This window comes from Streptomyces boncukensis, assembly GCF_011045075.1.
In the GTDB taxonomy this organism is placed as follows: domain Bacteria; phylum Actinomycetota; class Actinomycetes; order Streptomycetales; family Streptomycetaceae; genus Streptomyces; species Streptomyces boncukensis.
Map to the genome: position 1 here is coordinate 1 of NZ_JAAKZZ010000221.1, position 11,682 is coordinate 11,682.

Here is an 11,682-nt window from a genome sequence, read left to right on the forward strand (position 1 = left end):
GGGGACGCGGGGGACGGGAGGAGACGGGTGCCGTTGGCCAGCGCTGCCGGATCGAGGGAGAGCGCCGCGGCGGCGGTGGCGCCGACGTCGGCCAGCGACGCGGCGTCCGGCAGGAGTTCCACGCCGGCCGCCCGCGGGCGGTGGATCAGCACCGGCACGTACTCGCGGGTGTGGTACGCGTGCCCGATCGTCGGGTCGTTGCCGTGGTCGCCGGTGACGACGAGGCGGTCGCCGGGCCGGTCGAGCAGGGAGACCAGCGCGGCCAGTCCCGCGTCGGCCTGTTCGAGGATGCGGCCGTAGCCGTCCGGGTCCTGCTGGTGCCCGGCCAGGTCGCTCTCCTGCACGTTCGCGACGACGAGCGCGTCGCCGGGCGCCCGGACGGCCTCCAGGGTGTGGGCGAAGACGTCGGCGGTGGGCACGGCCGGGCGCCGGACGGCCGCCTCGCAGGCGAGGATGTCCGCCGCCTTGCCGACGAGCGTGACGGGTATGCCCGCGCGCGCCGCCAGGTCGGGCAGCTGACGGGTGTGGTCCAGCGGGGCGCCCAGGTGCTGCACCTCCAGTCCGCCGTTGCGGTAGACGCCGGTCGCCGGGGTGTCGAGGCCGACGGTTCCGCCGTCGCCGGCGCGCACATAGCCGGGCAGCGGGCCGTCCGCGTGGCCGCCGACGGCGATCACCCGGGCGACCGGCGCGACGCTGCGCACCGTGCGCGCGATGGCGAGGATGCCGTCGAACGGCAGGTCCTCCAGACGGCCGGTGGCGTTCCAGTTGATGCCCGGGTCGGCTTCGAGGTTGTCGTGGACCAGCACACAGCCGTCCACGGCCAGCAGCGGCCGCCCGTCGAGGAGTTCGACGCGGTGGCCCGCCGCGCGCAGCGCGCCGGTCACCTCCTCCAGGTGCTCCGCCAGCCGGGCCACGGTCACCTGGCTGAAGTCGGCGCCCATCATCGTCTGGTGGCCCGCGAAGGTGTCGGCGCCCGGATAGCCGAGCGCGGCCCGGCCGGCGGCCACCGGCAGCCGGGTGCGGCGGGCCAGATCGGGGTGCGGGTGGACCAGCCCGAGGCCGAGCGCGCCGAGCACCGGCAGCCGCAGCGCCCGCGCGCCCGCCGTGCGGGCGTGGTCGAGGACGTGGCCGCAGGTGTCGGCCGCCGCGTCCCCCGGCCGCAGCGCCCCCGCGTCGGGCATCGCGCCGATGCCGAAGCCGTCGATGACGACGATGACGGTCCTGCTCATGGCAGCGCCTTTCCTCGTGTTCCTCGTGTTCCTCGTGTTCTTCGGATCCCGGCGGGCGGCGCGCTACAGCGCACGCCCCCGGGTGTCGTACAGGCCGGTCAGCCGGGGCGCGCCGGAGGAGAGCCCGGCGAGGACCGCGACGGTGGAGCGGGTGACGAACATCTGGGTGCGGAAGGCCAGCAGCGCGGTCTCGCCCAGCCGTACGCCCTCGCCGGGCCCCGGCGCGTCCAGCAGCCGGTAGTAGTCGATGTTCTCGGCGGGCGCCCCCTGCACCGGCAGCCGCAGCCCGGTGCGGGGGAGCAGCGCCGTGCGGATGTGGGAGCGGGGGTAGAAGCCGCCGCCGAACAGCGCGGGACGGCCGTCCGCGAGGGTGTGCGCGACCTCGGTGACGTACACATAGGCGGGCTTCTCCGGCTGCCCGGTGTCCCGCGCGTGCAGCGGCGTGGTGCCGGTCAGCGCGTGCCCCGGCTCGCCGTGGGTGGCGCCGAGCCGGGCCAGCAGCGGGAGCGTGGCCACCGAGGTGGCGCTGGGGGCGCTGAGCCCCAGCCCCTCGTGGCCGCGCGCGGCCAGCAGCTCTCGGGCCTTGAGCGCGAGGTCGAAGGTGGGGGTGGGCGCGGGCCGCGCGGTGTCCGGGTCGCACAGCACGCAGGGGAAGGCGGTGACTCCGGCGAGCCGGACGCCCGGCAGCTGTTCGAGCGCGGCGGCGAACGCGTCGAGCCCGTCGAGCGGGACGCCGCCCTCCTGGCCGGGGTAGACGGCGCCCGGCGCGCCCTCGACGCGCACCAGCACATCCTGGACGAAGCCCAGCCGCCCGGCCGCCTCGGAGACGGCGCGCGCGTTGGCCGCGTCGTAGACGGTGACCGTCTCGGGGCGCAGCGCGAGCAGCTCGGGCAGGGCGCGGCAGGGGATCTGCACGAGGTGGCCGAGGTTGCCCGCGCGGGCCCCGGCGGCGTGCAGGGTGCGGGCCTCGTCGGCGTCGATCGCGGCGAAGGCGGGGATGGACCGGCAGACCGCTCTGATCAGCTCGGGGTTGCGGCCGATCTGCTTGACGACGAACCACAGCCCCAGGCCGAGCCGTTCGGCCTCGGCGGCCAGGAGCGCGGCGTTCTCCGCGACGGCGTCCAGGTCCACGGCATAGGTGTCGGGCGGGATCTCGCCGCGCCGGTGGAGGTCGGCCGCGGCCTCGGCGAGCTGCGGATTGCGGGCGAGGAGGCTGTCGAGGAACACGTCAGTCCTTTGCGTGGTGCTGCGGTACGTCGGGGGCCGCGCCGTCCGGGCCGTCCCCGCCGTCCCCGCCGTCCTCGCCGCCGAGCGCGGCCAGCGAGCGGCGCAGGATGTCGAGGACGAGGTCGGCGCCCGCCCGCATGGGGTTGATCCGGACCACCCAGTCGGCCAGTTCGGGCGCGTCGTCCAGGGTGGAGCTGGACATCCGGTAGAACAGCGGCGCGATCTCGTAGCGCGAGTTGGAGCCGACCGGGTAGGGCGCGGCGCCGAACCGGGCCGCCGCCTCGGGGAGCCGCCGCGCCAGCGGCCGGTCGAGCCGTACGAGCAGGCACCGGTCCTGCACGTTGGCGAGCCGCACCTCGGCGACGCCCGGCACCTCCCCGGCCGCGAGCCGGCGCGCCGCCTCCTCGCCGGTGCGGGACTGCACGGCCCACATCACCGGGACGTGGGTGAGGGCGCGCAGCGCGTCCAGCGCCTGGTGGCCCTGGACCTGGCCGCCGCCGGAGTAGTTGTCGGCGCGAACGCGCGCGACGAGGCCGGCGGCGCCCGCGACGACGCCGACGCCCTCCGGGCCGTGCAGCTTGAACAGCGAGAAGCAGGAGGCGTCGGCGCCGAGCTCGACGCCGCAGGCGGGGACGCGCAGCGCCGCGTAGTTGTCGTCCACGACGGTGCGCACCCCGGCCTCGCGGCACATGGCCAGCACCTCGCCCGGGTCGTAGGAGTCGGTGAGCCGCTGCCGGCTGTGCTGGACGTACGCCCAGCGGAACCGGCCGGAGGCCAGCGCCGCGCGCAGCGCCGCCGGGTCGTTGAAGTCCGCCTTGACGGTCTGGGTGCCCAGCCCGCGCAGGGTCAGCGCGGTGGTCCGGTAGACGGGGGCGCGGTGGATGAGCAGCGGTTCGCCGGGCGCGATGGCGGCGGCGAGCGCGGCCCGGATGGCGCCGGTGCCGGCGCCCTGCACCAGCGCGGCGTCCTCGGCGCCGAGGAAGTCGGCGAGCACGGCCTCGACACGGGCCGTGGTGCGCGGACGGCCGAGCCCGGGGACCACGCCGGCGTCGGCGGCGAACAGCTCGTCGCCCGTGAAGTGCCCGGCGGTGCACTCCAGCAGCCGGAACTGGCGGCTGATGGCGTCCTCGACCGGCACGGTGGGCAGCGGGTGGGTCCGGGGGAGTGCCGGTGCCGTCGCGCCGGTCCGGTCGGCGGGGTGGGCCATGTCAGATCTCCTCCGTGCTCGCGCCGGTCAGAAAGCGCAGCGGGTTGCGCCGCGTCAGCAGGTCGACGAGGTCGTCGTCCGCGCCCGCGGCGCGCAGCCGGGGCAGGAACGAGCGGAACAGGTGCCCGTACCCCTGGCCGCCCTCGGTACGCAGATAGCCGTGGCGGGAGATGTCGCAGCTGAGCAGCGCCCGGTCGGCGTGTCCGGCCTCCAGCAGCTCCAGCAGGAGGCGCAGCCGCACATCGTCGCTCTGGTAGCTCTCCTTGCCGACGGTGTCGAAGGCGACATACGCGCCCGACCGGGCCAGCTCCCGGTGCACGGCCGGGTCGTCGAGCAGGTCCTGGTGCCCGACGGCGACGCGGTGCGCGGGCAGCCCCTCGCCGGTCAGCAGGTCGAGCTGGGCGAGGCCGCCGCGCCCGAGCTGTGCGTGGGTGGCCACCGACAGCCCGGTCTCCCGCGCCGCCCGCGCCGCGGCGCGCAGCACGCGCGCCTCGGGAGCGCTGGGCGTGTCGCCGTGGCTGCCGACCTCGCCGAGGACACCGGGCCGGATGCCGGTGCCGTCCAGCCCGTCGCGGGCCTCCGCCAGCAGCGTCGCGGTGAGCTCCTCGACGCTCGCGCCGTCCAGCCCAGCGGGGTGGAACGGCTCGTAGTACCAGCCGGTGGCCGGGACCACGGCCACGCCGGTCCGCTCGGCGATCCGGGCCAGCGCGCGCGGGTCGCGGCCCATGCCCCGGCAGCTCAGCTCCACGACCAGGGAGAGCCCGAACTCCGCGTGCAGCTCGGCCAGTTCGCCGGTCACCTGGTCGCCGTGGCGGTGCGCGTCGAGGACGGCGGCGCCGTCGCCCCTGAGATCCAGGTCGAGCACCAGGTGCTCGTGCGCCAGCGCCGGGCCGCGCACGGCCGCGCAGGGCAGCGGTCCCGCGGTGGTCCGCACCCGGGGTCCGGTGGTGTGCAGTGTCCTCATCCCTTCACCGGGGTGAACAGGTCGAGCCAGTACAGGAGGTTGAGCAGGACGCCGCCGACGATCACAGCGGCGGGCGCGGCCGCCATCCGTACGACGGGCCGCCCCATGGCCTCGTTGAGCAGGTAGAGCCCGCCCACGACGAGGATGCCGAGCCCGGCGCCCATCGCGTTGGCCGCCATCAGCGAGCCGAACAGGATGGCCAGCTGCAGCGTGTCCGTGATCGCGTTGCGCAGGTGCTCGGAGGAGTCGCGCACGCTCGGCAGCCGCCCGAGGATCCGGCCGATCCAGGACAGCGCCAGCACCTCGGCGGCGAACACCACGGCGCCGACGACGAACGCCAGGAGGGGGTTCGGCAGCAGATAGCCGATCGGGTAGACGAGGGTGAAGCCGACGATGCCGTACGCGCCCGAGGCGAGTGCCGTCGTCGCGATCAGCGGGATGAAGCCGAACACGCGGTAGAAGTCCACCTGGGCCGCCTCGGAGATGTGGCCCTTGGCGATCAGGAAGCTGGTGGCCTCGCCGCCGCCGAATATATGCATCTGCGCCAGCAGGCACACGCCGCCGCCCAGCAGCATGAACAGCGGCAGATAGCGGCGCAGCCGGGTGGCGCTCGCGCTGAACAGCGACGCCATCGGATCCTCCGCGGCCGGCTCGCCGTCGCCGTCACCGTCGCCGCCCCCGCTTCCGGACCCGCCCCCGTCCACAGCTCCGGCCCCGGCGGGCGCCGCGGCGCGGTCGGCCCTGCGCTGTCCGAGGTCCCGGGCGACGGCCAGCCCGATGAGCGTCAGCACGCCCACCGCCATGGCCAGGGCGCCCGCGAACATATTGGGCCACAGCTTCATCGTCATGACGACCAGGGCCAGTTCGACCGCCCCGGCGGCGGCGCCCCACGCGCGGCCGAACTGCTTGGTGATGGCCAGCACCGGGAAGAGCGTGAACAGGAACAGGATCGGCGTGGACATCTGCTGCATCGCCGTCAGGAAGTCCACCGGCAGGTCGTGCGCCAGGTCGTTGGCGCCGCCCAGCGCGAAGACCACCACGGCGCCCCAGGCCCCGCCGAGCACCGGCGCGAGCCACCGCTTCGGGGACAGCAGGCCGAGGACGTCGGTGGGCAGGAAGAGCAGCCACGGGTTCAGCACGCCGGAGGAGAGCGCCATCGGCGCGCCCAGGCCGAAGATGAACCCGGCGGAGAGCCCGAAGGAGACCGCCGTGGTGGCCGGACGGGTGGAGCGCCCGTGGATGAAGTCCAGCATGAACGGGCGCACGCCGTCGTTGAAGACGGCCAGTGCCATATGCGCGATGAGCGCCGTCAGCGCGCACAGCGCGATGACGGTCAGCTCCTGCGGCAGGGTGAAGTCCAAGGTGGCGGAGGCCGCCAGGTCCCGCACGGTACTCACGGGTTCACTTCCGCGCGGCGGCGCGGGCGATGAGGGGGGCCACGGACTCGATCTGGTCCATGGAGAACCCGAAGACCCGCTTGCCGTCCGCGAGGAGCGCCTCGACCTCCTCCCGGGTCGGGATGGAGCGGCCGAAGGTGTGGCAGGCGGGCTGCCCCATCAGCCCGACCAGGACGCCCAGCGAGGCCCCGGCTCCGGTGTGGCAGGTGCCCAGGTAGTAGTCGGCCTGGCCGGAGCGCAGCTTCATCGCCGCGTCCATATCGCTGGAGACGGCGACCTCGACGCCGTCGAGCCCGAGCTCCCGGACCGCGTTCGCGGCCTCGTTCTTGCCGACACCGCCGGTCAGGATCTTCGTCATGGCTGGTTTCCTCTCTCGCTTCTGGACCGGTCTCAACTCCGGCCGGGTGTCTTCAGCCGGTGACGCGCTGGTCGAGGACGGCCAGGTGCATCGCCAGGAAGTTGATCTCGGATTCGGGGAGTGCGGCGCCGAGCGCCTCGCGGGCCCGCCGGGCCGTGGTGCGGGCACGGGCGACGGCCTCGGGGCGGCCGGCCAGCTCAGCGGCGATCTGCTCGTCGGCGCTGAACTCCTCGATGGCCTCGCCGTTCAGCAGCCGGGTGAGCGCCATCATCAGATGGCTGGTGAGCATGCCTGCGCTCTCCTCGGTGACCGGGCGGCCCTCGTCGGCGAGCGCCGTCAGCTCCCCGGTGACGAAGTCGGCGACCTCGGGCCGTACCTGGCCGCCCTCCCGGAAGAGCTGGATGCGGTGCGCGAGCTGGTCGTCCACGGCGGGTCTCCTTTCCCTCACCCGGCAGCGCCGGTGGTTCGACAGAAATCGGGATTCTGGATTCTGATGGCGCCAACGCTCCGGAGCGCAGCGGGAATCCGGTGACGCTAGTACGAGGGCATCCGGTCGCCCCGCAGTACTTCGGCCTGGAGGGCCGTGACCCGGGACGGGTCGAGGGCGTCCCGCACGGCGTGCAGCGCCGTGCCGCTCTCGGCCCGCCCGATGACGGCCGCGCTGGAGTTCCGCAGCGCGAGGTCGCGGGTTATCTCGTCGCCGAGGGGCAGGACGTCCGCCGCCATGCTGGCGCGGCCCTGCACCTCGTCGAGGTTCCAGATGGTCACATCGGCGCGGTCCCGCGCGAACAGATCGCCCAGCTGCATATACGACGACTCCACCCACTCCACGTCCGGGCGGTCGGCGAAGGCGCGCTCGGCCAGCATCCGCTGGTCCTCCGAGGCGGGGTCGACGGCGACGCGCAGCCGCGGCGCGTCCAGCGAGGCGCCCGAGCGCAGCAGGAACCCGTGAGCGCCCACATAGGTGGCCGGGCCCAGGTCCAGGACGAGCGTGAGCGCGCCGGAGTGCTCCTCGACGAGCCGGTCGGCCGCGAACCGGGAGAGCACGACGAGGTCCGCCTTGCCCTCCAGCAGGGCCGTGGTCCGGGCGCCCGCGCCGCGCATGAAGGTGATGGCGAACGGCGTGCCCGCCTCGTCGAAGGCGGTCCGCAGCCCGGTCGCGAGCCCCTCGTACCGCCGCGAGTACGGCAGCGGCATCGCGGCCAGCAGGGTGCCGAGCCCGGAGAGCCGCCACAGGACGGACCGGTCCGAGCGGACGAGGAAGGTGCCCAGATGCCCCCGGGCCGCCGTCTCGATGGCGCCCGCCTCCTCCAGGAGGCGCAGCGCCGCCTGGATGGTGCCGTTCCCGCAGCGGAGCTCGTCGGCGAGGTCCCGCACCCGCGGCAGCCGGGTGTCCGGCTCGTGCCCCAGCAGCAGGGCCGCGAGCTGGCGTGCCGCCAGTCCGTTGCGGGTGAGGAACCGCTCGTCGAAACCGTTCACGAGGGAACAGTAAACAGAATCCTGGATATTTGACAAGGGTGCGGCGCGCCGGCTTTCGGAGTGCGCCGCGCCGCGGTCAGGCCGTGCAGTGCTTCTGGTCGTCGAGGCGCACCTGGCGGCCGGTGAACTCCTCCAGGACGGCGATGTTCTCGGGGGCGTAGTTCGTCGCGGTGATCCGGTCGGCGTCCTTGCTGCCCAGCTTGTCGGCGTAGGGAGCGGACTTCTCCAGCCAGTACGCGGTCCGCAGGAACTGGGTCAGCACCAGGTCGCGCAGCTTGGGCTCGGCCTTGATCCTGGCCCAGTAGTCCGGGTGCCTGTCCTTGGCGACGCGCAGATAGAGCAGCAGATAGCGCAGGTTGGTGGCGGCGATGTCCCGGGCGTTGCCGGCGCCGATTCCGTGGATGTACTCCTGCACCACCGTGACCGCGGGCAGCCCCGTCAGCCCGGCGTTCTGCTCCGCCAGCACCCCCTGGAGGCGGTACTCGCCCTGCGTCCGGTCCCGCAGATAGATGTTGTCCATGGACGAGCTGAGGTTGTCCTTGATCAGCGGCAGGATCTCCTTGCGCGGGAAGCCGCCGTGCAGCGGGACCCGCAGCTCCTGCTGGTCCCGGTTGATCCACGCCGCGATATGGACGTCCCACCGGGTACGGGACGGGTCGAGGTCCCACATATGGGTCTCCTCGTGGATCGCCACCATCATCGACTCGGCGAACCCCTCGAAGCTCCGCTTGTTCACGAACTGGTCCCAGTACGGGTCGTGGGCCTGCGCGATCGCCAGCGCCTGCCCGCTGGGCCAGCGCCGCTCGTACATGGCCTGGAGGGTGCGCATCCAGTTCGAGGAGTTGAAGGCCGCCTTGAGGTCGCTGAGGTCGGCGTCCGGGTTCCACGGCTCGTCGTAGCAGTAGGGGTCGGGCAGCCGGCTGTGCCCGGCCGCCCCGGCCGGGGCGGCCGACGCGGGCCCGGACGCGGCCACGGTGCCCGCGCCCAGGGCCAGCACCAGACAGGCGGTCAGCAGACGGGGGGAAAGGCTACGGCTCACGAGGACCTCGTCTCGAAGCGTGCGTGTGGGGGGTACGGCGGGCGGGTCCGCAGCACCGCCCGCCGTCTGCCCAACGTATTGACCCGCACGTCCCGCGCCTACTGTCATTCATGTCATAACACCGACACATGGCAGCCGCGGCAGAGGCAGCAGCCGCGGCAGGGCCCCACCCGCGTATCAGCTGTCCGTGGAGCGGACGGTTCCCATGATCTTCTTGATCTCGGCGCCCGTCAGCGCCTTCGGGACGCCCTGGTCCGCGTAGATCACCCAGCCGTGCATGGTGCCGTCGGGGAGCTTCTGCGCGATGCTGTGCACCACCGCCTTCGGCGGGACGCACGAGCCCGGCCGGTGGTGGGTGACGGTGACCTCGGCGGTCGCGGTGTAGCCGTTGATGCCGCCCTGCTTCCAGGGCTTGACCTCGGCGATCTTGATCTTGGGCTTGCGCTCCTCGCCGCCGTACGCGGCGAAGCCCCAGTTGCCCGCCCAGTTGCGGGCGTTCTCCTTGAGGCTGCCGACCTTGCCGCCGCCGGTGGTGCCGACGGTCGCGAGCTGGCCCTTGCCCGCCTCGCCGATCGCCTTGGCGTTGGGGCTCGACGCGCAGCCGCCCTCGCGGTAGTTGGCGGTTCCCGTCATGACGACGATCGGCTTGCCGTTCTTGTCCGTGTACGAGAGGGCCGTGTCCTCGCCGATGACCTTCCACTTCTCGGCCTTGCCGGGCACGCCGTAGCGGAAGTGGTGCTTCTTCGAGGTCTGCGTCTGCCAGCCCGGGACCGACAGGTCCTCGCCCGCGGGGCTCTTCGAGGCGGCGGACGGGGACGACTCCGCCGCGGGCGACTGCGACGGCGACGCCGCGGCCTCGGAGCTCTTGTCCTTGCCGCTGCCCTCGTCCTTGCCGCCGCCGTCGTCGTCGTTGCACGCGCTCAGCGCGACGGTGAGGACGACGCCGACGGCCGCCATCAGAGTCTTGTTCGTACGGCGGGACGACAGCGGGGCGGACGGCCGACGCGGGGCGACCCGCTGGAGGATCTTGGGCTGAGACATGGTCGACACCCTAGATGAACTGCGCTTTCGCGCCACCGCCCGGCGGCTGATCCGGACGGGATGGAGACCTCCCCGTGACACACCGCCCCGGCGGGATCACCGGTCACGGCCCTCGTGGTGCTCCGCGTCCGCCTCCGGCCCGGAGCCGCCCCGCACCTCCCGGTACTCCCGCACGGTCGGCTTGGGGACATGCGTCCCCCTGCCGTACAGCCCGCGCGAGACCAGTCCGCGCAGCCGCGCCGACCGGGGGGTCCGCCGCACCACGCCGTGCGCGTCCCGGGCCGGGCCCGCGTCGAGCGGCCGGGGCTGCTCGTGGGCGGTCAGCCGGTGCCGTTCCGCCGCCGTCAGCGGGACGTGCCGCTCCACGTACGCGCCGTGCGGCAGCCGTTTGATCATGCCCGACTCGCGGCCGTGCAGCACCTTGTCCCGGTCGCGCCGCTGCAGGCCGAGGCAGATCCGCTTGGTGACGACGAAGACGGCCACGGGGACGGCGATGACCGCGATCCGCAGGGTCCAGGTGATCGTGTTGATCGACAGATGCAGCGAGGTGGCGGCCACGTCGTTGCCGCCGCCCAGCAGGAAGACCAGGTACAGCGCCACCCAGGCGGCCCCGAGGCCCGTGCGCACCGGCTGGTTGCGCGGCCGGTCCAGCAGATGGTGCTCGCGCCGGTCGCCGGTGGCCCACGCTTCGAGGAACGGATAGAGGGCGATGAGCAGCAGCATCAGCGGGAAGGCGACGATCGGGATGAACAGCCCGAGCGCGAGGGTGTGGCCCGCGATGCCGATCTCCCAGGCCGGCATGATGCGGACCATGCCCTCGGCGAACCCCAGGTACCAGTCCGGCTGGGCGTTGGTGGAGACCTGGTCGGGCCGGTAGGGGCCGTAGGCCCACACCGGGTTGATCGTCATCAGCGCGGCGATGAGGGCCAGCACGCCGAACACCAGCATGAAGAAGCCGCCGGCCTTGGCGATGTAGACCGGCAGGAACGGGGCGCCGACGACGTTCCGTTCGCTGCGCCCGGGGCCCGGCCACTGGGTGTGCTTGTGGTAGAAGACCAGGATCAGATGCGCGACCACCAGCACCACCATCAGCCCGGGGATCAGCAGGATGTGCAGCGCGTAGAGGCGCGGGATGATCTCGCCGGAGTCGCCCGCGGGGAACTCCCCGCCGAAGAGGAAGAACGACAGATACGTGCCGACCACCGGGACCGAGAGCGTCGCGGCCTGCACGAGCCGCAGTCCGGTGCCGGAGAGCAGGTCGTCGGGCAGCGAGTAGCCGAACAGGCCCTCGAAGAGGGCGAGCATCAGCAGCGACCAGCCGATGAGCCAGTTGACCTCGCGCGGCTTGCGGAACGAGCCGGTGAAGAAGTGGCGCATCATATGCACGAACATGCCGGCGATGAAGACGAGCGCCGCCCAGTGGTGGATCTGCCGCACCAGCAGCCCGCCGCGCACATCGAAGCTGATGTCGAGGGTCGAGGCGTACGCCTCCGACATCCGCACCCCGTTGAGCGGGACATAGCTCCCGTCGTACACCACCTCGTTCATCGACGGCTGGAAGAAGAGCGTCAGATAGATGCCGGTGAGGACGAGGACCACGAAGCTCCACAGGCAGACCTCGCCCAGCAGGAAGGACCAGTGGTCGGGGAAGACCTTGCGCAGATACTTCCGGCCCAGGCCGTAGATCCCGAGCCGGCCGTCCGCCCAGTCGGCGACCCGCTCCCCGGCGGACGCCCGCCCG

At 73.2% G+C, this 11,682-nt stretch carries 11 protein-coding genes; all 11 read right to left on the reverse strand.

All coding sequences use genetic code 11. The features are described 5' to 3' along the window. Nucleotides 1-1,229 (reverse strand): phosphopentomutase (locus tag G5C65_RS20490; protein WP_165300345.1); only part of this gene is annotated, 1,229 nt, incomplete at its 3' end. Nucleotides 1,230-1,292: 63 nt separating this feature from the next. Then, nucleotides 1,293-2,456 carry an alanine racemase gene (locus G5C65_RS20495; protein ID WP_165300346.1) on the reverse strand — a complete coding sequence of 388 codons (1,164 nt, stop codon included), beginning with the start codon at nucleotides 2,454-2,456 and terminating at the stop codon, nucleotides 1,293-1,295. 1 nt (nucleotide 2,457) lies between these two features. After that, complete coding sequence (locus G5C65_RS20500; RefSeq protein WP_165300347.1) at nucleotides 2,458-3,663, reverse strand: aminotransferase class V-fold PLP-dependent enzyme; 1,206 nt, start codon at nucleotides 3,661-3,663, stop codon at nucleotides 2,458-2,460. A 1-nt stretch (nucleotide 3,664) separates the two neighbouring features. After that, nucleotides 3,665-4,627, reverse strand: coding sequence for a phosphotriesterase family protein (locus tag G5C65_RS20505; protein WP_165300348.1), 963 nt, complete (start codon nucleotides 4,625-4,627; stop codon nucleotides 3,665-3,667). Beyond that, nucleotides 4,624-6,024, reverse strand: coding sequence for a YhfT family protein (locus tag G5C65_RS20510; RefSeq protein ID WP_165300349.1), 1,401 nt, complete (start codon nucleotides 6,022-6,024; stop codon nucleotides 4,624-4,626). The genes G5C65_RS20505 and G5C65_RS20510 overlap by 4 nt, the downstream gene beginning before the upstream one ends. 4 nt (nucleotides 6,025-6,028) lie before the next feature. Further along, on the reverse strand, nucleotides 6,029-6,382 hold the full coding sequence (locus G5C65_RS20515; RefSeq protein ID WP_165300350.1) for a DUF2620 domain-containing protein: 354 nt from the start codon (nucleotides 6,380-6,382) through the stop codon (nucleotides 6,029-6,031). Between the two features lie 52 nt (nucleotides 6,383-6,434). Beyond that, entirely contained in the window at nucleotides 6,435-6,809 is a 375-nt protein-coding gene (locus G5C65_RS20520) for a PRD domain-containing protein (protein WP_165300351.1), read from the reverse strand. A gap of 107 nt (nucleotides 6,810-6,916) precedes the next feature. Then, nucleotides 6,917-7,861: a GntR family transcriptional regulator YhfZ gene (gene yhfZ, locus G5C65_RS20525; protein WP_165300352.1), complete on the reverse strand. Its 945-nt coding sequence runs from the start codon at nucleotides 7,859-7,861 to the stop codon at nucleotides 6,917-6,919. Nucleotides 7,862-7,937: 76 nt separating this feature from the next. Then, nucleotides 7,938-8,900 (reverse strand): hypothetical protein, encoded by a 963-nt coding sequence (locus tag G5C65_RS20530; protein WP_206442066.1) that lies wholly within the window; start codon nucleotides 8,898-8,900, stop codon nucleotides 7,938-7,940. Nucleotides 8,901-9,077: 177 nt separating this feature from the next. Continuing rightward, nucleotides 9,078-9,941, reverse strand: a complete 864-nt coding sequence (locus tag G5C65_RS20535; RefSeq protein ID WP_241265935.1) for a DUF8017 domain-containing protein — start codon at nucleotides 9,939-9,941, stop codon at nucleotides 9,078-9,080. Between the two features lie 96 nt (nucleotides 9,942-10,037). Continuing rightward, nucleotides 10,038-11,682: cytochrome bc1 complex cytochrome b subunit (gene qcrB / locus G5C65_RS20540; protein WP_165300353.1), on the reverse strand; the 1,645-nt coding region annotated here is incomplete at its 5' end.

What these genes read in the sequence shown, in the direction of transcription:
- G5C65_RS20500 (WP_165300347.1), bottom strand. Translation starts at nt 3,663, where the DNA reads ATGGCCCACCCCGCCGACCGGACCGGCGCGACGGCACCGGCACTCCCC.
- G5C65_RS20505 (WP_165300348.1), bottom strand. Translation starts at nt 4,627, where the DNA reads ATGAGGACACTGCACACCACCGGACCCCGGGTGCGGACCACCGCGGGA.
- G5C65_RS20515 (WP_165300350.1), bottom strand. Translation starts at nt 6,382, where the DNA reads ATGACGAAGATCCTGACCGGCGGTGTCGGCAAGAACGAGGCCGCGAAC.
- G5C65_RS20535 (WP_241265935.1), bottom strand. Translation starts at nt 9,941, where the DNA reads ATGTCTCAGCCCAAGATCCTCCAGCGGGTCGCCCCGCGTCGGCCGTCC.